Source organism: Dickeya parazeae Ech586 (assembly GCF_000025065.1).
GTDB lineage: Bacteria > Pseudomonadota > Gammaproteobacteria > Enterobacterales > Enterobacteriaceae > Dickeya > Dickeya zeae.
The window spans coordinates 667,832-691,231 of sequence record NC_013592.1 but is presented as its reverse complement, the minus strand read 5'-3'; the positions used below and the strand labels follow the sequence as shown (position 1 = coordinate 691,231).

The following is a 23,400-nucleotide window of genomic DNA, read 5'->3' as shown; positions in this document are numbered from 1 at the left end:
AACCACACTAAGCAAACGCAGTTAACGACACGGAGCAATAAACATGCAACAGCGAAAACTCGGCCCGCAGGGACCAACGGTATCCGCTCTCGGCCTCGGTTGTATGGGGATGAGTGACTTTTATTCCACCCGTCAGGATGAAAACTAGGCCATCGCCACCCTGCATCGGGCGCTGGAATTAGGCGTCACCCTGCTGGACACCGCCGACATGTACGGCCCCCACACCAATGAGATACTGGTAGGCAAAGCCATCAAGGGCAAACGGGATCAGGTATTTCTGGCTACCAAATTTGGCATTTTGCGTGATCCGGCCAACCCGGCGCTGCGCGGTGTCTGTGGTCGACCTGAGTATATCCGTCAGGCCGTTGAGGGCAGCCTGACGCGTCTGGGCGTTGACGTTATCGATCTCTACTACCAGCATCGTATCGACCCGGCCGTGCCGATCGAAGAGAGCGTTGGCGCGCTGGCTGATTTGGTGAAAGCGGGCAAGATTCGGTATATCGGCCTGAGCGAGGCGTCTGCCGCCACGCTGGAGCGAGCACAGCGCGTGCATCCTATCACCGCGTTGCAAAGTGAATACTCCTTGTGGACGCGAGATGTGGAGGCAGAGATCCTCCCCACCTGTCGCCGTCTGGGTATCGGTTTTGTGCCTTATAGCCCTCTGGGGCGTGGCTTCCTGACCGGTGCCATTACGCGCCCGGATGCCCTGTCCGCAGACGATTTTCGGCGCAGTAACCCACGCTTCAGCGATGAGAATTTCGCTAAAAATCTGCAACTGGTAGAAAAAATCACGCAAATGGCACAGGAAAAAGCCGTCACGCCCTCACAATTGGCGTTAGCCTGGGTGATGGCGCAAGACGAACATATCGTGCCGATCCCCGGTACCAAACGTCGTCGCTATCTGGAAGAAAATATCGGTGCGCAGTCGATCGCTCTGACACCACATGAACTGGATGAGATTAACGCTATCTTCCCGCCGAACGTCGCGGCTGGCGAGCGCTATGGACGAGAAGGGATGGCGACGATCGATAACGCCTGAACATCGAGCCTGGAGGCCCGGCAGGAAAGCCGGGCCTCCAAGTGAATTGCGGGTTATTTTCGGGTGAATTAGCGGTTTTTATGGCGACGCAGCACGGCGCGGTACACGCGGAAACGGCCGGTCTGAGCCAGCACTTCATGGCTACCGAATGTCTCGTCCAACAGCGCCGGGTACGGCAGGAAGGCGTTGGCGACGATGCGCAGTTCACCTTCGATGTTGAGGTGGGCAGCCGCACCGCGAATCATCATTTCCGCCGCATGCAGGCTGGTTTGCATACCATCGTGGAACGGCGGGTTAGAAATAATCAGATCAAAGCGCCCCTGAATATCCGAGTAGGCATTGCTGGCGATAACCTGGCCTTCCAGGCCATTCGCCGCCAACGTCGCCTGGCTGGCTTCCAGCGCCGCCGCACTCACATCGCTCAGCGTCAGGCGGATTTTCGGCGATAACCGGGCAAACGACGCCGCCAGCACCCCAGCACCGCAGGCGAGATCCAACACTTTCCCTTTACGGTGCGGTTCCAGCGTCGAGAGCAGCAACTGGCTGCCGCTATCCAGCCCCTCACGGCTGAATACCCCCGGCAATGTGCGTACCGGCACGCCATCCACATCATATTCCAGCCACCAGTCCTCCAGCGCAAACGCGGAGGCGGCGTCCAGACGACCATGATACAGCCCGCAGCGACGTGCGCTGTCGATCTTATTGATAGCGGCGATCGGCTCCAAAATACCTTCAGCGCTGCGCACCCCACTACGGTTTTCGCCGACGACAAAAATCTCACAGCCGACCGGCAACAGCGACAGCAGATTAGACAACTGGAACTGCGCTTCCTGTTTGCTCTTCGGCCAGTAGTAAATCAAGGTGTCGCACCCGGCGACCATGTCCGCCTGCGCCAGCAGCGAAAAATGCACGTTGTCGCCCAATACAGGCTGCAACTGCTGCCAATGATGGTATTGCGTGGTGTGCACAGTAACGGCCGCCGCCTCAAAATGCGCAGGCAAGGTATCCTGCAAATCACCGGCAAACAGTACCCGGCGGGCAACAAATTCATCACTATGGCGCAATATCACTTCACTGGCGGGGGTTAATGCTGACATCAGGTCTGGCTCCTCAATAAACTGAGCGGGGATTATAGTGGTTTGTTGGCGCAGGTTCAGCGATTTGTTAGCATAGCGCCGCACAATCGTGCACCGTCATCGCCGGATACGACGATCGGCGACATCGGGCGCGGTTACCACGGGCACCCTCATCACACGCAGAGTGAGTAAGGCATGACATCAAGACGGGACTGGCTGTTACAGCAACTGGGGATCACCCAGTGGACCTTGCGTCGTCCGTCGGTGCTGAAAGGCGAAATTGCCGTCAGCCTGCCGCCTGACGCCCGGCTGATTATCATCGCCGACCCACTGCCCGCCAGCGATGACCCGCTGTTACAGGATGTCCTGCGCAGCCTGAATCTCTCTTCGCAGCAGACGATAAGCCTGACGCCGCGTCAGGCGCAGATGCTGCCGGAACATACCCGCTGCCACAGTTGGTGGCTGGGTCAGCCAGTCACCGATGCGCTGGCATTGGATGGCGTGCAACTGACCAGCCCGTCTCTGGCCGAGCTTTCTCACAACGCCGGGGCGAAACGCGCCCTGTGGCAACAGATTTGTCACCATGAACATGATTTCCACCCTGACCACAGCTGACCTGCCGCAGGCATTTGACATTGAATGCTTAAGCCACGCTTTTCCGTGGAGCGAAAAAACCTTTATCAGCAATCAGGGCGAGCGTTACCTCAACCTGAAACTGTGTCATGACCAGCAACTGGTGGCCTACGCCATCACCCAAGTGGTGCTGGATGAGGCCACGCTGTTCAATATTGCGGTTGACCCGGCGCACCAGCGCCACGGCTACGGACGTCAGTTGCTGGAACACCTGATTACCGAACTGGAGCAGCGTGGCATTGTGACACTGTGGCTGGAAGTGCGCGCATCCAACGCCCGCGCCATCGCGCTGTATCAACGTTTGGGATTCAACGAAGTCTCGGTACGGCGGGATTATTACCCGACGGCCAACGGCCGGGAAGACGCCATTATCATGGCGCTACCGCTGGGGTGATAAAACCCTTAAGAACAGGATGACGCTTTTCTGGCATCAAAAACTGCGCTGAGGTGGGCGACTTCGCCGGGTGAGCGACAGGACGTCGCGAAAGCCTGTGCCGCGCCTGGAGCGCGTCACAGGCGGCCCGAATCGCGAAGTCGAACGCCGAAGGTAGCGCGTAGCGCCGCAGTTTAGCCACTAGCCAGTGGTCAAGGAGAGGTGGCGCTTGCACCTCTCCTTGTCGTGCGTGCAATGAAGCAGCAAAGAAATTACACCGTTTATCCCGCACGAAATGACTCACTGACCGGACAAACATCACTATTCACAATACAACATAGCTGTTTGTCAACAGTCTCAAGCCTCGGCTTTATCACCCAGCAGTACCGACTCCAGCGCGATTTCGATCATCTCGTTGAAGGTGGTCTGGCGCTCGGCGGCGGTGGTCTGCTCGTGGGTACGGATATGGTCCGACACGGTGCAGATCGCCAGCGCTTTAGCGCCAAATTCCGCCGCCACGCCGTAAATACCCGCTGCTTCCATTTCCACGCCCAGAATGCCGTATTTTTCCATCACGTCGAACATGTGCGGGTCCGGCGTGTAGAACAAATCAGCGGAGAACAGGTTACCGACGCGGGCGTTGATGCCACGTGCTTTCGCCGCATCCACCGCATGACGCAGCAGGTCAAAATCGGCAATCGCCGAGAAATCATGATCTTTAAAGCGCATGCGGTTCACTTTGGAATCGGTGCAAGCCCCCATGCCGATCACCACGTCACGCAGTTTCACATCGGCGCGCACCGCACCGCAGGAGCCGACGCGGATGATTTTCTTCACGCCGAACTCGGTTATCAGCTCTTTGGTGTAAATCGAGCAGGACGGGATGCCCATGCCGTGACCCATCACGGAGATACGACGGCCTTTGTAAGTACCGGTGAAGCCCAGCATGCCACGCACGTTGTTCACTTCCACCGCGTTTTCCAGAAAGGTTTCCGCGATGTACTTAGCGCGCAGCGGGTCGCCCGGCATCAGTACCACGTCAGCGAAGTCACCCATTTCTGCATTGATATGTGGCGTAGCCATCCTTTTTCTTCCTTTTTAAATCCAGTGTGAATTCATGATGATGAAGTATAGCGTCGCGCGGTCAGCGCATCGACTTATCAACGCATCGATCCGTTAAAACAGCGGCGTACCGTAATCCATCGGCGACAGGCCGAAATAGCGGGTAACCGTCTGACCGATGTCGGCAAAGGTGGTGCGATGGCCGTAATCACCCGGCTTCACACCCGGCCCGTACATCAGCACCGGTACGTGCTCACGGGTGTGATCGGTTCCGGGCCAGGTCGGGTCGCAGCCGTGGTCGGCCGTCAGAATCAGAATGTCATCACCCGTCACGCGAGCCAACATCTCCGGCAGGCGGCGGTCAAACAGCTCCAGCGCGGCGGCATACCCCGCCACATCACGACGATGACCGTAAGACGAGTCGAAATCCACAAAGTTGGTGAACACGATGGTGTTATCACCCGCCTGCTCCATCTCGCTCAGCGTGGCGTCAAATAGCGCATCGATACCGGTGGCTTTGATCTTTTTGGTGATACCGACGTTAGCGTAGATATCAGCGATTTTCCCCACCGACACCACATGACCGCCTTTTTCATCCACCAGCTTTTTCAGCATGGTCGGTGCTGGCGGTTCCACCGCCAGATCATGGCGATTGCCGGTGCGCTGAAACTGGCCGACTTTATCACCGACGAACGGCCGGGCGATCACGCGACCAATGTTGTAACCGCCTTCGGTCAGTTCCTCACGGGCGATTTCACACAGTTCATACAGTTTATCCAGCCCGAAGGTCTCTTCATGGCAGGCGATCTGAAATACCGAATCCGCCGAGGTATAGAAAATCGGTTTGCCGGTTTTCATGTGTTCCTCGCCAAGCTGGTCAAGGATCACCGTACCGGAAGAGTGGCAGTTACCGAGATAGCCCGGCAACCCAGCGCGCTCCACCAGCCGGTCCAGCAGCGCCTGCGGGAAGCTATTATGCTCGTCGAGGAAGTAGCCCCAGTCGAACAGCACCGGCACCCCGGCGATTTCCCAGTGGCCAGAGGGCGTATCTTTACCCGAGGAGATTTCGCTGGCGTAGGCATACGCGCCGATGATATCCGCCTGTGCGTCCAGCCCCGGCGGGAACTGCCCGGTGGAGCCTTGCGCCGCCTTGCCCAACCCCAAACGGCTCAGGTTCGGCAACCGCAGCGGCCCCTGCCGACCGGTATCCGCCTTACCTTGTGCGCAGGCGTGTGCGATATGGCCCAGCGTATCTGAACCCGCGTCACCAAACCGCTCGGCATCAGCAGTGCTGCCAATCCCAAACGAGTCGAGAACCATAATAAATGCACGTTTCATGTTGTTATCTCCTGCGTCGTGCGTAAGGGCACAGCGTGTACATAAAGTATAAATGCGCGTAGGGCAAAACGGCGACCAACGCTTAGATATCCGCGATATCCAGTCGGCGATAAATCAAAGGGCAAGGCGCAGGTGCCTGAGAATCCAGACAGATTGCTTCACGCAACGCCTGTGCCGCCTGCTGCCAGTCAGACTCGGTTCTGGCATGGATAACCGCCAGCGGACGCTCGGCATCCACCCGGTCGCCCAGGCTGACCATGTCGCTCAACCCTACGCTGCTATCAATGATATCACTGGCCTGACGTCGGCCACCACCCAACGCCACCACAACCATACCCAGCGCCCGCGCATCCATCGTGCTGACGAAGCCTTCCCGCTCAGCAAATACCGGCTTGCTGAGCGTTGCCGGTTGCAGATAACGATCGTAGTGCTCGACAAAATCCGCCGGGCCATGCTGAGCGGCCACCATACGGCCAAAGACCTCCGCCGCGCGGCCACTGTCCAACGCACTCTGGAGTTTAGCCCGCGCCTCGGCGGCATCGCGCGCCAGGTTACCCGACAGCAACATCGATTCGCACAGCGCCATCGTCACTTCAAACAGACGAGGATTACGCTGCTCGCCAGTCAAAAAGCGTACCGCTTCGCGGACTTCCAACGCGTTACCCGCACTGGAAGCGAGCACCTGGTTCATGTCGGTTAACAGCGCACTGGTACGGCAACCGGCATTATTGGCAACACCAACAATCGCCTTCGCCAGTTGTTCAGACTGTTCATAGGTCGGCATAAACGCACCGGAACCGACCTTAACATCCATCACCAGCGCATCCAGCCCTTCCGCCAGCTTTTTCGCCAGAATGGAAGCAGTAATCAGCGGGATGGAATCCACGGTAGCGGTGATGTCGCGGGTGGCGTAAAAACGCTTGTCTGCCGGGGCCAGCGAGCTGGTTTGCCCGATAATCGCTACCCCGACCTGACGGATAATCTGACGAAATACCTCGTCATCAGGGAAGATATCCAGCCCCGGAATGGACTCCAGTTTATCCAGCGTGCCACCGGTGTGACCCAATCCCCGGCCAGAGATCATCGGCACATAGCCGCCACAAGCCGCCACCATCGGCCCCAGCATCAGCGATGTCACATCGCCAACGCCACCGGTAGAGTGCTTGTCCACCAGCGGGCCATTCAGGTGTAAGCCAGACCAATCCAACACGGTGCCGGAATCGCGCATCGCCAGCGTCAGCGCCACCCGTTCATCCATCGTCATATCGTGAAAGAAGATGGTCATCGCCAGTGCGGCGATCTGCCCCTCTGACACGGTGTTATCGCGCACACCGTTAATAAAAAAGCGAATCTCTTCCGCACTGAGCGGATGGCCGTCCCGTTTTTTACGAATAATTTCCTGAATCAGAAACACGATAGCTTCTCCTGTCTGGTGCTTAAGAGTGCCGGTGTTGCGCCGGTAGCACGAACCGCATCAGTAGCTGCTGCGCGCCTGCCCGACGGCGTGGCCCAGTGTGGTCAGCAAGCTGCCGAGCAAACCGGACGCACCGAAACGAAAATGACGGGCATCTGCCCAGCCAGCGCCCATTATGCTGTCGGCCAGTTGCAGATAATCGGCAGCATCCTGCGCGGTACGCACGCCACCTGCCGGTTTAAACCCAACCTGCTCGCCAACGCCTTTATCGCGGATGACACTCAACATCACCTCAGCCGAATGCAGCGTAGCGTTCACCGCGACTTTTCCGGTCGAGGTTTTGATGAAATCCGCTCCCGCATCAATAGCAATCTCACTGGCTTCACGGATCAGTGCGTCGGTTCTCAGCTCACCGGTTTCAATGATCACCTTCAACAACACACCGGCTGCCGCACAGGCCGCTTTACAGGCTTTCACCAGTTCAAAACCGACCTGACGGTTACCCGCCATCAACGCCCGATACGGGAACACTACGTCGACATCGTCGGCACCGTAGGCGATAGCCGCATTGGTTTCCGCCAGCGCGATATCAATATCATCGTTACCGTGTGGGAAATTGGTCACGGTGGCGATACGAACATCCGGCGTGCCCTGCTCACGCAGCACCTTACGCGCCAGCGGTATGAAACGCGGATAGATACAAATAGCGGCGGTTTTCCCCGCCGGGCTATTGGCCTGACGACACAGGGCCGTCACCTTTTCATCGGTGTCGTCATCATTCAGGGTGGTTAAATCCATCAATCCCAGCGCACGCTGCGCTGCTACAGTTAAATCAGTCATACAAGGCTCCCGCTTATTGACCACACGATCATCTCTCCGGCGAATACCACTATTTCACCCGGAGATGACAACCCATTTTGTGGTTTTATTCACATAAAAAAGAAATTACACGCACATAATTCACGATTAATGTGAATATTATCACAATAAAGCCCAGAGTATCGCGACGGATTGTGCCGTGCTATCACGGCAACGTTTATCCCTGCTGGCGCGGGGAACACTCGCGGCTGCTGCCTTCATAGTCCGAAATCCCCGGTTTATCCCCGCTGGCGCGGGGAACACAAAGATGGCGTAGCCGTGGAAGCGCTCGGACCACGGTTTATCCCCGCTGGCGCGGGGAACACGGTCAACGAAAAAGGTGATATCCATGGCGGCTCGGTTTATCCCCGCTGGCGCGGGGAACACCTCTCTCAATGCCATTATCTGCTCTGGCAAGGCGGTTTATCCCCGCTGGCGCGGGGAACACATATCCAAAACATAGCGTTTTGTTCGTCCAGCCGGTTTATCCCCGCTGGCGCGGGGAACACAGTTGTGGAACCCTGATACATGCCCACTCGCACGGTTTATCCCCGCTGGCGCGGGGAACACCCGACATATATGCAAAACATCAATGGTATCATCGGTTTATCCCCGCTGGCGCGGGGAACACTCTAAAAGTATATACTTGTTTTCTAATAACTTTTAAAGCCTGAAAAATTCCACCGACTTTTTCACGTTGTTAAAGAGCGCTAACTTATTGATAAATAAAGGTCGCAATTTTCCTCACCCACGTCCACCGATGAATGCCGTCAAACAGGCAGCCTTTATCGGCTTGTCACCGTAAAATAAGCGCTAAACCACGAAAAGGAAATGGCGTGAACAACAGTGAGACTATCTGGTTTGTGTATCTGCTGCGCACCGGCAGCGGGTGGCTTTATACCGGCATTACCACCGATGTCGACAGGCGTCTGGCAGAGCATCAGAATGGCAAAGGTGCGCGATCACTGCGCGGAAAAGGGCCGTTGATGCTGGTGTATCACTGTGTGGCGGGCGATCGCTCGACGGCGCTGAAATGGGAATACCGCATCAAGCAACTGAGCAAACTGCAAAAAGAAAGGCTGGTGCAACACCAGCCTTCGACACTGACCGATTTTCTGCCGTGCGTTAAAAACGATTAAACGGTTCGGCGTACTCCACCAGACCGCTGGCACCCTGAAAGTGGTTATCTGCCAGCGGATAGACCTGAAAGTCCGACTCGTAACCCAGCCAGCGGCAATACAGTTGCTGCGCCGCCGCCGGTACAAAGCCAAAACGCGCGTAGTAACGCGGGTTGCCCAGCACCACCACCGCGGTATAACCAAACTCGTTAAGTGCATCCAACCCTTCGTACACCAGCTTCTCGCCAATACCCTGACAGCGGTGGTTTTCGTCCACCGCCATCGGTGCCAGCGCGACCCACTGTAAATCTTCGCCGCCCAGCGTGACCGGGCTAAACGCGGCATAACCGATGACACCGCCCTCGTCGTCAGTCGCGACGATCCCCAGCGTCAGCTGGCCGTCTTCACGCAACTGATGCACCAGCTCCGCCTCCGCACTGGTAGGGAACGAGCGCCGCAGTAAAGCATCAATCCCCGGTGCATCCACCGGAATCTCAACGCGAATCAACATGATACTGGCGCGTGCGGGCTAACCGGCTCCGCGCCCTCCTGTAAACCGGCTGCGACAAATCCCGCCAGTTGCAGCAATGCCACCCGCAACGGTGCAGGCATATTTTCCAGCTCGATGGCGTCCATCAGGTTTTTGACGTACAGCCCCAGCTCGGTATCGCCTTCAATACGCAGACGACGCTGGAAAAACAGCGTATCCGGGTCTTCCCGGCGAGCGGCGATCAAAATCAGATCGTTGGCATCGGCGCTAAAGCTGACATCCGCCAGCTCGTTATGGCTGATTTCCAGTCGGTTATCGCGCAGCGTAACAAACCACTGCAAACCGATATCACGGACTTCAACCCGTAACCAGCGACCCTCCAGAAAATCCAGCTCGCCCTCTTCCAATGCCTGACGGAACTGCCAACCCAGCAGTTGCTCCAGCACCCGGCGTTGCAGGAAGAAAGGCGTTAACGTTAACGGCTTACTCAGTAAACGTGGCCCCTGGCGCACAATCTGCGCCCGTAATTTTTCCAACACTGGCGTACTCCTCATAAAGCAATGCTGCCTGACCGACATGGTCATTATTCTGCCATAGAACGGGAAACGGGCAGCAAGGGTCTACATCAATAAAAGTGCCGGAAGCGTTTTTTAACGTCGTCTGGCGACACCCGCAGGAAAAGTCACACGATGGTGATGAAATAAATTTAGCGTGTTCTGCGCGAAATCACGACCGCAAAGCGCCAGCAATTCCCCGATATGCTGGTTTAAATCAAAGTTGCTGGCAGCCGGGTTCACTAAGATTCTGTCTCATTGCAAATCGGCCCGCTGCCTCAGGCCGTGATGAAAGGACGTAAGAATGGAACTGCTTTGCCCCGCCGGTAACCTGCCGGCATTGAAAGCCGCCATCGATCATGGCGCCGACGCGGTGTATATCGGGCTAAAAGACGACACCAACGCCCGCCACTTCGCCGGCCTCAATTTCAACGACAAAAAATTGCAGGACGCCAGCGACTACGTGCATCGCCACCGCCGCAAGCTGCATATTGCCATTAATACCTTCGCCCACCCGGATGGTTACCCACGCTGGCAGCGCGCGGTGGATACCGCCGTGCAAACCGCAGGGGCCGATGCGCTAATTCTGGCGGACCTGGCGATGCTGGAATATGCCGCCGAGCGTTATCCGTCGGTAGAGCGCCACGTGTCGGTTCAGGCCTCCGCCACCAACGAGGAAGCCATCCGCTTTTATCAGCGCCACTTTGATGTCGCCCGTGTTGTGCTGCCGCGCGTGCTGTCCATCCATCAGGTCAAACAGCTGTCGCGTACCAGCCCGGTGCCGCTGGAAGTGTTCGCCTTCGGTAGCCTGTGCATCATGGCCGAAGGGCGTTGTTACCTGTCGTCTTACCTGACCGGCGAATCCCCCAATACCGTGGGTGCCTGCTCCCCGGCACGCTTCGTGCGCTGGCAACAAACGAAAAACGGTATGGAATCCCGGCTGAATGACGTGTTAATCGACCGCTATCAGGACAATGAAAACGCCGGTTACCCGACGCTGTGTAAAGGCCGTTATCTGGTGGATGGCCAGCGCTATCATGCGCTGGAAGAACCCACCAGTCTGAATACGCTGGAACTGCTGCCGGAGCTGATGGCAGCGAATATCGCCTCGGTGAAAATCGAAGGCAGACAGCGCAGCCCGGCTTATGTCAGCCAGGTAACCCAAGTGTGGCGACAGGCGATAGACCGCTGTAAAGCTGACCCGGCACATTTTACCCCCACCGCCGAGTGGATGGAGGCGCTGGGTGCCGTTGCCGAAGGTACGCAGACCACGCTGGGCGCTTATCATCGCCAGTGGCAGTAGTCAGGAGACATCAATCACATGAAATATTCACTGGGCGCGCTGCTCTACTATTGGCCGAAAGCCGACATTGAAACCTTCTATCGTGCTGCGCTCGACAGCAGTGCCGACATCATCTATCTGGGTGAAACCGTGTGCAGCAAACGCCGGGGGATGAAAGTCGGCGACTGGCTCACACTGGCGCGTGAAGTCGCCGCCAGCGGTAAGCAAGTGGTGGTGTCCACGCTGGCGTTGTTACAAGCGCCTTCCGAATTGAACGAACTGAAAAAGTACGTGGAGAACGGCGAGTTTTTGCTGGAAGCCAACGATCTTGGTGCGGTCAATATGGCGGCAGAACGTCACCTGCCGTTTGTGGCCGGTCATGCACTGAACTGTTATAACGCTTACACTCTGCGGTTGCTGCACAAACAAGGCATGATGCGCTGGTGCATGCCGGTGGAGCTGTCGCGTGACTGGCTGCAAAACCTGCTCAATCAATGTGACGAACTGGGTTTTCGCCATCATTTTGAAGTCGAAGTACTGAGTTACGGCCATCTGCCGCTGGCCTATTCCGCCCGCTGTTTTACCGCCCGTTCGGAAAACCGCCCCAAAGACGAATGCGAAACCTGCTGCATCCAGTATCCACAAGGTCGCCAGATGTTGTCGCAGGAAAATCAACAGGTATTCGTACTTAACGGCATCCAGACTCAGAGCGGCTACTGCTATAACCTCGGTAACGATCTGGCCTCCATGGAAGGGCTGGTGGATATCGTGCGTCTGTCACCTCAAGGGCTGGACACACTAGCGATTATCGACCGTTTCCGCGCTAACCAGCACGGTGAACAACCGCTGACGCTGGAAAATCAGCAGGACTGCAACGGCTACTGGCGACGCGTCGCCGGGCTGGAACTGGTCAGTTAACGCCAATGTCAGGGCGATGCGCACGCATCGTCCGTTGCCATTTGTTAAGATAGCGTAACATCTTATCTGTGTTTATTTGGGCTGATGCGTCAGCCCCTCAACCTGATGAGTGACGCTTATGACCGCTACCGTTCCTTTCTCGCTACTCGATCTGGCTCCCATCCCGCAGGGCAATACTGCCCGTGACGCGTTCCACCATTCTCTGGATTTGGCGCAACATGCGGAAAAGTGGGGGTATCAGCGCTATTGGCTGGCGGAACACCACAACATGACCGGTATCGCCAGCGCAGCCACCTCGGTATTGATCGGTTACCTTGCCGCAGGAACGCAGCATATCCGGCTGGGCTCCGGTGGTGTGATGCTACCCAATCATGCACCGCTGGTGATAGCCGAACAGTTCGGCACGCTCGAATCGCTCTATCCTGGCCGTATTGAACTCGGTCTGGGGCGCGCACCCGGCACCGATCACCGCACCATGCAGGCGTTACGCCGCCACCTGAATGCTGATATTGATGATTTTCCTCACGACGTGCAGGAACTTCAACGCTACTTCGCCCCAGCTCAGCCGGGTCAACCCGTGCAGGCAGTACCGGGACAAGGGTTGAACATCCCTATCTGGCTATTGGGCTCCAGCCTGTACAGCGCCCAGTTAGCCGCTTCAATGGGGTTACCGTTTGCCTTCGCCGCGCATTTCGCACCGGATATGCTGCTACAGGCCTTGCAGCTTTATCGTGACAATTTCCGCCCTTCGGCCCAACTGGAAAAACCCTACGCGATGGTGTGCGTCAATGTTGTCGCCGCTGACAGCGACCGTGACGCCCGTTTCCTGTTTACGTCATTACAGCAGCAGTTTATCAACCTGCGGCGAGGTACGCCGGGGCCGCTGCCCGCACCGGTAGCGTCGATGGAAACGCACTGGTCCGCCGCCGAGCAGTTTGCCGTTGAGCAGACATTGCGGCTGGCTATCGTCGGTGATACCGCTAAAGTGCGTCACGGCCTGCAAACCTTGCTGCGAGAAACCCAGGCGGACGAGCTGATGATCAACGGCCAAATCTTCGATCATCAGGCACGGCTGCGCTCCTTTGAACTGGTCGCGCAACTGCAACCAGATATCGTGCGGGAAGCGCGCATCCAGTAGCCGTCAGATTGATGCCATAAAAAAACCAGCCCGAAGGCTGGTTTTTCACATCAATCGCTGAGGTTATCAGCAACGGACATTATCAGGCATCGTTGAAACGACGCGGTGCGCGCTGACCGTCGCGGTTACCACCACGACGCTCGCCGCCTTCACGACGTTCACCGCTGAACGGACGACCGCGACCGCCACCGGTACGATCGCCAAACCCACGGGCACCACGATCGCTACGCTCACCACCGTCACGGCGCTCACGACGTTCATGCGGCTGTGCCTCACCCATCAGTTGCATGTTCATCGGCTTGTTCAGAATACGCGTACGAGTAAAGTGCGACAGCAGGTCTCCCGGCATACCTTTCGGCAGCTCGATAGTCGAGTGCGAGGCAAACAGCTTGATGTTACCGATGTAACGGCTGCTGATATCGCCTTCGTTGGCAATCGCGCCCACGATATGACGCACTTCTACGCCATCGTCACGGCCCACTTCGATCCGGTACAGATCCATTTCACCTACTTCACGGCGTTCACGACGAGCCGGGCGATCATCACCACGCGGAGCACGATCGTTGCGCTCGCCACGACGTTCGAAACGCTCATCACGATCGCGGAATTCGCGACGCGGACGGCGTTCAACCACCGGATCCGGCGGCAGAATCAGCGGACGTTCACCCTGCGCCATCTTCAACAGTGCGGCGGCCAGTGTTTCGATATCCAGTTCTTCCTGCGGCTGCAGTTTGCCAAGCAGCGCACGGTACATGTCCAGATCGCTGCTTTCCAGTTGCTGCTGCACTTTGGCGGCGAATTTCGCCAGACGACGCTGACCAAGCAGTTCGGCGTTCGGCAATTCCACTTCCGGAATCGTCAGCTTCATGATGCGTTCGATATTACGCAGCAGGCGGCGCTCGCGGTTTTCCACGAACAACAGCGCACGACCGGCACGACCGGCACGACCAGTACGGCCGATACGGTGCACGTAGGATTCGGAATCCATCGGGATATCGTAGTTCACCACCAGGCTGATACGATCAACATCCAGACCACGTGCGGCAACGTCGGTCGCAATCAGGATATCCAGACGACCGTCTTTCAGACGCTCCAGCGTTTGCTCACGCAGCGCCTGGTTCATGTCACCATTCAGCGCAGCGCTGTTATAACCGCTGCGCTCCAGCGCTTCGGCCACTTCCAGCGTAGCATTTTTGGTACGCACGAAAATGATCGCGGCATCAAAGTCTTCAGCTTCCAGGAAACGGATCAGCGCTTCGTTTTTACGCATGCCGTATACCGTCCAGTAACTCTGGCTGATATCCGGACGCGTGGTCACGCTGGACTGAATACGCACTTCCTGCGGATCGTTCATAAAGCGACGAGTGATGCGGCGAATCGCCTCCGGCATAGTAGCGGAGAACAACGCCGTCTGATGCTCAGCCGGGATCTGCGCCATGATGTTTTCCACATCTTCAATGAAGCCCATGCGCAGCATTTCGTCAGCTTCGTCCAGCACCAAACCACTCAGGTTGGACAGGTCCAGCGTACCGCGTTTCAGGTGATCCAGCAGACGTCCCGGCGTACCGACAACCACCTGCGGCCCCTGACGCAATGCGCGCAACTGCACGTCATAACGCTGGCCACCATACAGTGCGACCACATTGACGCCCTGCATGTGTTTGGAAAATTCGTTACAGGCTTCTGCAACCTGCACCGCCAGTTCACGGGTCGGTGCCAGCACCAGCAACTGCGGTGCTTTCAGATCAGCCTTGATATTGTTCAGCAGCGGCAGGGAAAATGCCGCGGTCTTGCCGCTCCCGGTCTGCGCCATACCCAGTACGTCGCGCCCGTTGAGCAGATGAGGAATACATTCCGCCTGAATCGGGGACGGTTTTTCATACCCCATCTCAGACAGTGCATTCAGAATAGGAGCAGACAGCCCCAAGCTAGCAAAAGAGGTTTCAAACTCTGCCATGTAAACTTTGCCTCACTTCAAAATGGCGGCCAGTCTACATAACTTGTCGAGAAAATACTCAATCATTTTCATTGAAAAGTGTGAACCGGCTCAAATTGGATTAAAAAGCGAACAAAAAAGCCTCGCCCGTTAAGGCGATGAAGAAATCATCATGATCTCTGGCTTAAAGGTGTTCGTCAGCTATTGCTGGTCCGATCCTGATAGGTCGTCTTGCTCTTGGCCTAACTGCGCCAATTCCAACAATGCATAGCGGTGCTCAACAAAATTGTGAACATTGTTAGCAACCGTCAGCTTGAACAACGCCTCGGCGATGTTCTTGTCCCCCAGACTTAGGTAGTGCTTACCTAAATAGAAGTCAGTTTCACTGAGATGCTCGGCGAGCGAAGTGTTATCCTTAGCTTCTTCCTGTACGCGCTGCATCAACGCTTTTTCGCTGATGTTGCCCAGGTAGAATTCGACAATCGTCCATCCCCACACACCTTTCTTTGCACCCTCGTAGCGTTCTTTCAACGCCAGTTTGGCCTTCTCGGGATTGATTTCTCTCTCCACCAGATAAAGCCACAGGGAACGGAAAGGATCATTAGGATCGTCGCGATAAAACGCTAGCAGATCATCCTGCGCCAACTGGTAGCGACCGCCGTAGTACAAAGCGATGCCCCGATTCAAACGCGCATAATTGTAAGTTGGATCAAGCTCTAATACAGAATCAAACGCTTCATAGGCAGCATCAAAATTGCCTGCCTGCGTCAAGTAAATGCCGAGATAGTTAAATACCTCCGGCATATCGGGACGGATAGAAAGCGCTTGTGAAAAATCATTTCGCGCCAACGCCCGTAACCCGAGGCTATCATACAGCACTCCGCGCTCATATAACAGCTGTGCTCGCTCATCGGGAGTAATTGCCCGGCTCGCCAGGATTTGCTCCATGCGCGCCAGAATGACTTCCTGCTGCAACGTAGGCTGCAACGGAACCGCCAGCAATGCATCTTTGCGCCAATCCGTGTTGCTGCATCCTGCCAGCATAATTGCTGTCGCAACATAACACCAGCGCAAGAAAGGCTTCATTTCCCACTCCCGAAGACAAACATTTGATGAACATCCTGTCCCCGACTGCTCAGCATAAGGATATCCGTTCCTTATAATACACGCAGCTCCTTCACACTGTAAGGAGCTGCCAATCGATTATCCGTTATTATTCTGCCTCGGAAACCGGTGTAGTTTCCTGAGGTTGAGCCGTTGCTTCTTTTATGCTCAAACGGATACGACCCTGACGGTCCACTTCCAGTACCTTGACCGGTACTTCCTGGCCCATCTGCAGATAGTCGGTCACTTTCTCAACACGCTTGTCGGCGATCTGAGAAATATGTACCAGACCTTCTTTACCGCCACCGATGGCAACAAACGCGCCAAAGTCAACGATACGAGTCACTTTGCCCTGATAGATACGGCCCACTTCAATTTCAGCCGTGATCTCTTCGATACGACGAATCGCGTGTTTGGCTTTTTCGCCGTCGGTCGAGGCGATCTTCACCGTACCGTCATCTTCGATCTCGATAGTCGTACCGGTTTCTTCAGTCAGCGCACGGATAACAGAACCGCCTTTACCGATCACATCTTTGATCTTGTCAGTGCTGATCTTGATGGTGTGAATACGCGGTGCGAATTCGGAGATATCGCCACGCGGCGTGCTGATAGCCTGTTCCATCACACCCAGAATGTGCAAACGCGCACCCTTGGCCTGATTCAGCGCCACCTGCATGATTTCGCGGGTGATACCTTCGATTTTGATGTCCATCTGCAACGCGGTCACGCCTTCACGGCTGCCGGCTACCTTGAAATCCATATCGCCCAGGTGGTCTTCGTCACCCAGAATATCAGACAGGACAACGTAGTTCTCGCCTTCCTTCACCAGACCCATCGCGATACCGGCAACAGCCGCTTTGATCGGCACGCCTGCATCCATCAGCGCCAGCGAAGCACCACAGACGGAAGCCATGGAAGAAGAACCGTTGGATTCGGTAATTTCAGACACAACACGTACGGTGTACGGGAAGGCTTCCGGTTTCGGCATAACCGCCAGTACACCACGTTTAGCCAGACGACCGTGACCGATTTCGCGGCGTTTCGGCGACCCAACCATACCGGTTTCACCCACGGAGTACGGAGGGAAGTTGTAGTGCAGCAGGAAGCGATCGGTACGCTCACCGGTCAACTCATCAATGGTCTGTGCATCACGCTCAGTACCCAGCGTCGCGGTAACCAACGCCTGAGTTTCACCACGGGTGAACAGCGCGGAGCCGTGAGTACGCGGCAGCACGCCAGTACGTACATCCAGACCACGGATCATGTCTTTTTCGCGACCGTCGATACGCGGTTCGCCACGCAGCACGCGGCTACGTACCACGTTCTTCTCGATGCTGCCGAGGATGTCACGCAGTTCGTTTTCGTCCAGCGTTTCATCTTCTGCCAGCAGGGCCGTAACCACGTCAGCTTTGATGGTATCAACCTGCGCGTAGCGTTCCTGTTTTTCAGTGATGCGATAAGCGTCGCCCAAACGAGCTTCAGACAGCGCCTGTACACGGTTGTGCAGTTCGACGTTCACGTCCGGTGCCTGCCAGTTCCACTTCGGTTTGCCAGCTTCTGCCGTCAGCGACTTGATGTTTTCGATAACAATCTGTTGCTGATCATGACCGAATACCACCGCACCCAGCATCTGATCTTCGCTCAGCAGATCCGCTTCGGATTCCACCATCAGCACCGCGCCTTCGGTACCTGCTACTACCAGGTCCAGGCGGCTGGTTTTCAGCTCTTCAGTCGTCGGGTTCAGCACGTACTGATCGTTGATGTAACCAACGCGAGCGGCACCAATCGGGCCATTGAACGGGATACCCGACAGACTCAGCGCTGCAGAAGCACCGATCATGGCAACGATATCCGGGTTAACCTGCGGATTCACGGAAACCACAGTGGCAATAACCTGGACTTCGTTAACGAAACCATCTGGGAACAGCGGACGAATCGGGCGGTCAATCAAACGGGAGATCAGCGTTTCGCCTTCGCTCGGGCGGCCTTCACGGCGGAAGAAACCACCGGGAATACGACCCGCAGCGTAAGTACGCTCTTGATAGTTAACAGTCAGCGGGAAAAAGTCCTGCCCCGGTTTAGCGTGTTTGGCGCCCACAACAGTTACAAATACTGCAGTGTCATCCATGCTAACCATAACAGCGGCAGTGGCCTGACGGGCCATCATGCCGGTTTCCAGCGTTACGGTATGTTGGCCGTACTGGAATTTACGAACGATCGGATTTAGCAAAATACTATCCTTTACCAGAGGCGCACACCATATCCCTGATATGGCGCACCAGTTAAATACTCGATCCGCTCATTACATCCTCGCGACTAATGACAGACTTTATTCTAATAAAGCTATTTTCGATGCAGCTATTTCTCATGCACCACATACAGCAACAGAAATAAATAAAGCCTCTCATTAGCCGCGCGAATCGCTGTAATTACGGATCCTATTCACAACAGCAATACATTACTCTGTTTTGCTGGTACTTCCTAGAAGAAAGGGGCCCAAAGAGGCCCCTTTCTCCTGAAACTCGTCGAATTAGCGACGCAGACCCAGACGTTCAATCAGGGTGGTGTAGCGTGCCAGATCTTTACGCTTCAGGTAGTCCAGCAGCTTACGACGCTGAGAAACCATACGCAGCAGACCGCGGCGGCTGTGGTGATCTTTCTTGTGCTCAGCAAAGTGACCCTGCAGATGATTAATCTGCGCAGTCAGCAGAGCAACCTGGACCTCGGTAGAACCGCTGTCATTCGTGCCACGACCAAATTCCGCAACGATTTTCGCTTTTGCTTCAACGCTTAGAGACATGATTTACTCCAAAATATTATAGATAGAACGGGCGCCGATCTCTAATTCAGCTGCCCAAGATTTAAGCCGCACTATTTTACTCTTAGCGCTATATAATCGCAAGGCGCTCAGACACCCGTCGGTTCAGGGTTTTCTACTACCAGACGACGCGGCGCCACTCGCCCTTCATCATCTATTTCACCCATACCGATAAAGCGATGTTCGTCACCCTCAGTGATACGCACCATGCCATCTGTCGGCACAGCGGTAGCGCGCACGGCCTGCCCCAGTTTAAGGTAACCCGCCACCACCGGTGACAGATTCACCTCAGGAAACGCCTGCACGGCGGTGTCCATCGGCAACAGCAGCACATCCAGCAATTCGCCAATCGGTTGTTCTTGTGCTTCTGCCTGTTCACGCAATGCCTGTAACTGCTCCAGCGTGACCATACGTTCGGTAGGATACGTCGCCACCTGCAAACGGCGCAGATACATCACATGAGCGCCACACCCCAGTTTCTCACCCAGATCATCAATGATGGTACGGATGTACGTTCCCTTGGAGCAGTGGATTTCCAGTTCCAGCTCATCGGCTTCCCAGCGGATAAACTGCAACTCATAGACGGTGATATCACGCGCTTCCCGCGGCACAACCAGCCCCTGACGGGCGTATTCGTAGAGTGGGCGGCCTTGGTATTTCAGAGCAGAATACATCGATGGTACCTGCTGGGTATCGCCGCGAAAGCTATCCAGCGCCAACATTAACGCATCATGCGTGAATGTGACGGGGCGTTCCTGGATAACATTACCGTCGGCATCCGACGTATCAGTCCGTTGCCCCAGACGAGCTATCACCCGGTAACGTTTATCGGCATCCAGCAGGTATTGGGAAAACTTGGTCGCTTCACCCAGACATATCGGCAGCATACCGGTCGCCAGCGGATCCAGCGCCCCCGTATGCCCGGCTTTGTTGGCATTGAAGAGGCGTTTTACCTTCTGCAGTACATCGTTCGATGACGCCCCTTGCGGTTTATCCAGCAGCAGAACGCCGTGGATATCACGACCACGACGGCGAGGACGCGACATTACGCCTCCTGCTCATCATCTGCGTCAGATGTACGACGCTCGGCATCGCGTTTAACCACGCGGGTCACCAGATTGGACATCCGCATCCCTTCGACCAGAGAGTTGTCATAGGAGAAGGTCAGTTCAGGTACAACGCGCAGACGCATCGCCTTACCCAGCAGCATACGGATAAAACCGGATGCATCCTGTAATGCCTTCACCCCGGCTTTAACCTGTTCCGGCTCGTTGTCATTCAAAAAGGTCACAAATACTTTGGCGTAAGCCAGATCGCGTGACACTTCTACGCCAGATACTGTCGCCATACCGACACGCGGATCTTTCACTTCACGCTGAATAATAATGGCGATTTCTTTTTGCATTTCCTGCGCCACACGCTGCGTGCGGCTGAATTCTTTTGCCATGATGAATCCTCAAAGAAAAATTGGGGGGCACTCGGCCCCCCAGCATGAAAACATCAGGTACGTTGTTGCACGTATCACTCGATGGTGCGTTTGATCTCAATAATTTCAAATACTTCGATCATGTCACCGGTGCGAACATCGTTGTAGTTCTTCACGCCGATACCACATTCCATGCCATTACGGACTTCGTTGACGTCATCCTTGAAGCGACGCAGGGATTCCAGCTCACCTTCAAAGATAACCACGTTGTCACGCAGCACGCGAATCGGGTTGTGACGTTTCACCACCCCTTCGGTCACCATACAGCCAGCAATCGCGCCGAACTTCGGTGATTTGAACACATCGCGCACTTCCGCCAGACCGATAATTTCCTGCTTGTATTCCGGCGCCAGCATACCGCTCATTGCCTGTTTCACTTCGTCGATCAGATCATAGATAACGGAGTAGTAACGCAGATCCAGGCTTTCCGCTTCAACGATACGACGGGCAGAGGCATCCGCACGGACGTTAAAGCCAAGGATGATCGCGTTGGACGCAGCAGCCAGTGTGGCATCGGTTTCGGTGATCCCACCCACGCCGGAGCCCACAATCTTGACTTTGACTTCGTCGGTAGACAGTTTCTGCAACGAATCGGAAATGGCTTCCACAGAGCCCTGAACATCGGCTTTCATTACGATGTTCAGTTCGGATACTTCGCCTTCGTTCATGTTGGCGAACATATTTTCCAGCTTGGACTTCTGCTGACGCGCCAGTTTCACTTCGCGGAATTTACCCTGACGATAAAGCGCAACTTCACGTGCTTTCTTCTCGTCACGGACTACAGTCGCTTCGTCACCCGCAGCCGGTACACCGGACAGACCCAGAATCTCTACCGGAATAGACGGCCCTGCTTCGGTAATTTCGCGCCCCAGCTCGTCACGCATGGCACGAACACGACCGTATTCAAAACCACACAGTACGATGTCGCCCTTGTTCAACGTCCCTTCGCGAACCAGCACTGTAGCCACCGGGCCACGGCCTTTGTCCAGGAAGGATTCGATGACCACACCACTGGCCATACCGCTGTGAATAGCTTTCAGTTCCAGTACTTCAGCCTGCAGCAGGATAGCTTCCAGCAGTTCGTCGATGCCTTCGCCGCTCTTGGCTGAAACATGTACAAACTGGGACTCACCACCCCACTCTTCCGGCATAATACCGTACTGAGAGAGTTCGTTTTTAACGCGATCCGGATCAGCTTCCGGTTTATCGATTTTGTTAACAGCCACAACCACCGGCACTTTAGCCGCTTTGGCATGCTGAATAGCTTCAATCGTCTGCGGCATCACGCCGTCATCAGCAGCCACTACCAGCACTACGATATCGGTCGCCTGAGCACCACGAGCACGCATGGCGGTAAACGCCGCATGCCCCGGGGTATCCAGGAAGGTAATCATGCCGTTATCCGTTTCAACGTGGTAAGCACCGATATGCTGGGTAATACCACCCGCTTCGCCTGCCGCCACTTTGGTTGAACGAATGTAGTCCAGCAATGACGTCTTACCATGGTCAACGTGCCCCATGATGGTGACCACCGGCGCACGTGATTCGGATTCGGAGGACAGACCGGTATCACGGTCGCTCATTACCGCTTCTTCCAGCTCGTTTTCACGGCGCAGGATCACTTTGTGACCCATTTCTTCCGCGACCAACTGAGCGGTTTCCTGATCGATAACCTGGTTGATGGTTGCCATCGCCCCCAGTTTCATCATCGTTTTGATGACCTGAGAACCTTTGACCGCCATTTTGTTGGCCAGCTCGGCAACGGTAATGGTTTCGCCAATCACAACATCACGGTTGACCGCCTGCACAGGCTTATTAAAGCCTTGCTGCAGCGTACTCGGCTTACGTTTACCTTTACCGCCGCGAGTCACCGCACGGGCTTCTTCACGGTCAGCTTTCGACTCAGACAGGCGATTGCCTTTCTTCTGTTTGGTTACTTTGCTGCCGCGACCGCGACCGCGACCACCTTCGACCTGACGATCGTTCTCATCTTCCGCTTCACGCGCGTGATGAGAGGTGGTTACGTGGTAATCGGCGTCTTCGGTAACTTCGCTGCCTTCTTTTTCCCAGCGTCCGGCATTTTCTTCTGCCATCCGGCGCGCTTCTTCAGCGATACGACGAGCTTCTTCCTCGACTTTACGACGAGCCGCTTCTTCCGCCTTACGCTTGAGCTCAGCCGCTTCCGCTTCGCGACGCGCTTTCTCAGCCTGAGCTGGTTTAGTCATACTATCGTTTTGTTGATTGCTCACTTTCTCTTTTTCCGCTACGTCACGCTTAGCTTTTTCGGCGGCCTCACGTTTGGCTTGCTCTTCAGCAACGGCGCGTTTTGCCTTCTCTTCTTCCTCACGTTTGGCTTTTTCTTCAGCCTCACGTTTGGCTTGTTCCTCAGCAGCGCGCTGTGCCTGTTCTTCCGCTTCACGCCGTGCCTGCTCTTCCTCAGCTGCAGCTTGCTGCTCTTCGTGAGGATCGCGTTTTACATAGGTGCGCTTCTTGCGGACTTCGATCTGCACCGATTTGCTCTTACCACCGGTGCTGGGAATATTTAACGTGCTACGTGTCTTACGCTGCAACGTTAATTTCCCTGGCGCAGCACCGCGATCACGGTTCAGATGCGCCAGTAGTGTTTCTTTTTCGTTCTGAGTCACAGAGTCCGACGCAGATTTGGTGATTCCCGCATCAGCAAACTGCTGTATCAGGCGGTCAACCGGCGTCTGGATCTCTGCGGCCAGTGATTTCAGGGTTACATCTGTCATGCTGTTCCTT

General features: G+C 55.6%; 21 protein-coding genes, 1 pseudogene and 1 CRISPR repeat array. Of the genes and pseudogenes, 7 read left to right on the top strand and 15 right to left on the bottom strand.

All coding sequences use genetic code 11. The features are described from left to right. Positions 1-43 precede the first annotated feature (43 nt). Positions 44-1,039 (top strand): annotated as a pseudogene (locus DD586_RS03140) (aldo/keto reductase). 68 nt (positions 1,040-1,107) lie between these two features. Here the strand turns inward: DD586_RS03140 and rsmC are convergent. Further along, entirely contained in the window at positions 1,108-2,136 is a 1,029-nt protein-coding gene (rsmC, locus tag DD586_RS03135) for a 16S rRNA (guanine(1207)-N(2))-methyltransferase RsmC (protein WP_012883359.1), read from the bottom strand. 174 nt (positions 2,137-2,310) lie between these two features. Here rsmC and DD586_RS03130 point away from each other — a divergent pair, with 174 nt between their 5' ends. After that, positions 2,311-2,730 carry a DNA polymerase III subunit psi gene (locus DD586_RS03130; RefSeq protein WP_012883358.1) on the top strand — a complete coding sequence of 140 codons (420 nt, stop codon included), beginning with the start codon at positions 2,311-2,313 and terminating at the stop codon, positions 2,728-2,730. Further along, on the top strand, positions 2,699-3,142 hold the full coding sequence (gene rimI, locus DD586_RS03125; protein WP_012883357.1) for a ribosomal protein S18-alanine N-acetyltransferase: 444 nt from the start codon (positions 2,699-2,701) through the stop codon (positions 3,140-3,142). The genes DD586_RS03130 and rimI overlap by 32 nt, the downstream gene beginning before the upstream one ends. A 336-nt stretch (positions 3,143-3,478) precedes the next feature. Here the strand turns inward: rimI and deoD are convergent, their stop codons facing one another. The 4 genes from deoD to deoC all read right to left on the bottom strand — a co-directional run bounded on the left by deoD (position 3,479) and on the right by deoC (position 7,775). Further along, positions 3,479-4,204: a purine-nucleoside phosphorylase gene (gene deoD / locus DD586_RS03120; RefSeq protein WP_012883356.1), complete on the bottom strand. Its 726-nt coding sequence runs from the start codon at positions 4,202-4,204 to the stop codon at positions 3,479-3,481. A gap of 93 nt (positions 4,205-4,297) precedes the next feature. Further along, positions 4,298-5,521 (bottom strand): phosphopentomutase, encoded by a 1,224-nt coding sequence (gene deoB / locus DD586_RS03115; protein ID WP_012883355.1) that lies wholly within the window; start codon positions 5,519-5,521, stop codon positions 4,298-4,300. An 82-nt stretch (positions 5,522-5,603) separates the two neighbouring features. After that, positions 5,604-6,935, bottom strand: coding sequence for a thymidine phosphorylase (gene deoA / locus DD586_RS03110; RefSeq protein WP_012883354.1), 1,332 nt, complete (start codon positions 6,933-6,935; stop codon positions 5,604-5,606). A gap of 60 nt (positions 6,936-6,995) precedes the next feature. Further along, positions 6,996-7,775, bottom strand: a complete 780-nt coding sequence (gene deoC / locus DD586_RS03105) for a deoxyribose-phosphate aldolase (protein ID WP_012883353.1) — start codon at positions 7,773-7,775, stop codon at positions 6,996-6,998. A gap of 192 nt (positions 7,776-7,967) precedes the next feature. After that, positions 7,968-8,424: a CRISPR direct-repeat array (repeat unit 29 nt; unit sequence CGGTTTATCCCCGCTGGCGCGGGGAACAC). Positions 8,425-8,629: 205 nt separating this feature from the next. Here deoC and DD586_RS03100 point away from each other — a divergent pair. Then, positions 8,630-8,932, top strand: coding sequence for a GIY-YIG nuclease family protein (locus DD586_RS03100; RefSeq protein ID WP_012883352.1), 303 nt, complete (start codon positions 8,630-8,632; stop codon positions 8,930-8,932). On the opposite strand, the gene DD586_RS03095 is transcribed toward DD586_RS03100, so the two are convergent. Both DD586_RS03095 and ubiT read right to left on the bottom strand, forming a co-directional pair. Continuing rightward, positions 8,919-9,422: a GNAT family N-acetyltransferase gene (locus DD586_RS03095; RefSeq protein WP_012883351.1), complete on the bottom strand. Its 504-nt coding sequence runs from the start codon at positions 9,420-9,422 to the stop codon at positions 8,919-8,921. The genes DD586_RS03100 and DD586_RS03095 overlap by 14 nt on opposite strands. Continuing rightward, complete coding sequence (gene ubiT, locus DD586_RS03090; protein WP_012883350.1) at positions 9,416-9,940, bottom strand: ubiquinone anaerobic biosynthesis accessory factor UbiT; 525 nt, start codon at positions 9,938-9,940, stop codon at positions 9,416-9,418. Before ubiT ends, DD586_RS03095 begins: the two co-directional genes overlap by 7 nt. A 319-nt stretch (positions 9,941-10,259) precedes the next feature. Here ubiT and ubiU point away from each other — a divergent pair, with 319 nt between their 5' ends. The 3 genes from ubiU (at position 10,260) to DD586_RS03075 (ending at position 13,293) form a co-directional block, all read left to right on the top strand. Continuing rightward, the gene (ubiU, locus tag DD586_RS03085; protein WP_012883349.1) at positions 10,260-11,258 is read left to right on the top strand and encodes a ubiquinone anaerobic biosynthesis protein UbiU; all 999 of its coding nucleotides are present in this window, start codon (positions 10,260-10,262) and stop codon (positions 11,256-11,258) included. Positions 11,259-11,276: 18 nt separating this feature from the next. After that, positions 11,277-12,155 (top strand): U32 family peptidase, encoded by an 879-nt coding sequence (locus DD586_RS03080; RefSeq protein ID WP_012883348.1) that lies wholly within the window; start codon positions 11,277-11,279, stop codon positions 12,153-12,155. A 118-nt stretch (positions 12,156-12,273) separates the two neighbouring features. Then, positions 12,274-13,293 (top strand): luciferase-like monooxygenase, encoded by a 1,020-nt coding sequence (locus DD586_RS03075; protein WP_012883347.1) that lies wholly within the window; start codon positions 12,274-12,276, stop codon positions 13,291-13,293. An 82-nt stretch (positions 13,294-13,375) separates the two neighbouring features. On the opposite strand, the gene DD586_RS03070 is transcribed toward DD586_RS03075, so the two are convergent. From DD586_RS03070 to infB, 8 genes are all read right to left on the bottom strand, one after another. Further along, on the bottom strand, positions 13,376-15,250 hold the full coding sequence (locus DD586_RS03070) for a DEAD/DEAH family ATP-dependent RNA helicase (RefSeq protein ID WP_012883346.1): 1,875 nt from the start codon (positions 15,248-15,250) through the stop codon (positions 13,376-13,378). Positions 15,251-15,262: 12 nt separating this feature from the next. Then, positions 15,263-15,322: a protein YrbN gene (gene yrbN / locus DD586_RS22430; protein ID WP_107760761.1), complete on the bottom strand. Its 60-nt coding sequence runs from the start codon at positions 15,320-15,322 to the stop codon at positions 15,263-15,265. 108 nt (positions 15,323-15,430) lie between these two features. Next, positions 15,431-16,315, bottom strand: coding sequence for a lipoprotein NlpI (gene nlpI, locus DD586_RS03065; protein ID WP_012883345.1), 885 nt, complete (start codon positions 16,313-16,315; stop codon positions 15,431-15,433). 127 nt (positions 16,316-16,442) lie between these two features. After that, on the bottom strand, positions 16,443-18,563 hold the full coding sequence (pnp, locus tag DD586_RS03060) for a polyribonucleotide nucleotidyltransferase (RefSeq protein ID WP_012883344.1): 2,121 nt from the start codon (positions 18,561-18,563) through the stop codon (positions 16,443-16,445). A 300-nt stretch (positions 18,564-18,863) separates the two neighbouring features. Then, positions 18,864-19,133: a 30S ribosomal protein S15 gene (rpsO, locus tag DD586_RS03055; RefSeq protein ID WP_012771120.1), complete on the bottom strand. Its 270-nt coding sequence runs from the start codon at positions 19,131-19,133 to the stop codon at positions 18,864-18,866. A 107-nt stretch (positions 19,134-19,240) separates the two neighbouring features. Beyond that, on the bottom strand, positions 19,241-20,197 hold the full coding sequence (gene truB / locus DD586_RS03050; protein WP_012883343.1) for a tRNA pseudouridine(55) synthase TruB: 957 nt from the start codon (positions 20,195-20,197) through the stop codon (positions 19,241-19,243). Continuing rightward, on the bottom strand, positions 20,197-20,598 hold the full coding sequence (gene rbfA, locus DD586_RS03045; RefSeq protein WP_012883342.1) for a 30S ribosome-binding factor RbfA: 402 nt from the start codon (positions 20,596-20,598) through the stop codon (positions 20,197-20,199). The genes truB and rbfA overlap by 1 nt, the downstream gene beginning before the upstream one ends. A 74-nt stretch (positions 20,599-20,672) precedes the next feature. Continuing rightward, positions 20,673-23,390: a translation initiation factor IF-2 gene (gene infB, locus DD586_RS03040; RefSeq protein WP_012883341.1), complete on the bottom strand. Its 2,718-nt coding sequence runs from the start codon at positions 23,388-23,390 to the stop codon at positions 20,673-20,675. Positions 23,391-23,400 lie beyond the last annotated feature (10 nt).

Coding starts and splice junctions, on each gene's coding strand:
- rsmC (WP_012883359.1), bottom strand. CDS start 2,136: ATGTCAGCATTAACCCCCGCCAGTGAAGTGATATTGCGCCATAGTGAT.
- DD586_RS03130 (WP_012883358.1), top strand. CDS start 2,311: ATGACATCAAGACGGGACTGGCTGTTACAGCAACTGGGGATCACCCAG.
- rimI (WP_012883357.1), top strand. CDS start 2,699: ATGAACATGATTTCCACCCTGACCACAGCTGACCTGCCGCAGGCATTT.
- deoD (WP_012883356.1), bottom strand. CDS start 4,204: ATGGCTACGCCACATATCAATGCAGAAATGGGTGACTTCGCTGACGTG.
- deoB (WP_012883355.1), bottom strand. CDS start 5,521: ATGAAACGTGCATTTATTATGGTTCTCGACTCGTTTGGGATTGGCAGC.
- deoC (WP_012883353.1), bottom strand. CDS start 7,775: ATGACTGATTTAACTGTAGCAGCGCAGCGTGCGCTGGGATTGATGGAT.
- DD586_RS03095 (WP_012883351.1), bottom strand. CDS start 9,422: ATGTTGATTCGCGTTGAGATTCCGGTGGATGCACCGGGGATTGATGCT.
- ubiU (WP_012883349.1), top strand. CDS start 10,260: ATGGAACTGCTTTGCCCCGCCGGTAACCTGCCGGCATTGAAAGCCGCC.
- DD586_RS03080 (WP_012883348.1), top strand. CDS start 11,277: ATGAAATATTCACTGGGCGCGCTGCTCTACTATTGGCCGAAAGCCGAC.
- DD586_RS03075 (WP_012883347.1), top strand. CDS start 12,274: ATGACCGCTACCGTTCCTTTCTCGCTACTCGATCTGGCTCCCATCCCG.
- DD586_RS03070 (WP_012883346.1), bottom strand. CDS start 15,250: ATGGCAGAGTTTGAAACCTCTTTTGCTAGCTTGGGGCTGTCTGCTCCT.
- nlpI (WP_012883345.1), bottom strand. CDS start 16,315: ATGAAGCCTTTCTTGCGCTGGTGTTATGTTGCGACAGCAATTATGCTG.
- rpsO (WP_012771120.1), bottom strand. CDS start 19,133: ATGTCTCTAAGCGTTGAAGCAAAAGCGAAAATCGTTGCGGAATTTGGT.
- truB (WP_012883343.1), bottom strand. CDS start 20,197: ATGTCGCGTCCTCGCCGTCGTGGTCGTGATATCCACGGCGTTCTGCTG.
- rbfA (WP_012883342.1), bottom strand. CDS start 20,598: ATGGCAAAAGAATTCAGCCGCACGCAGCGTGTGGCGCAGGAAATGCAA.
- infB (WP_012883341.1), bottom strand. CDS start 23,390: ATGACAGATGTAACCCTGAAATCACTGGCCGCAGAGATCCAGACGCCG.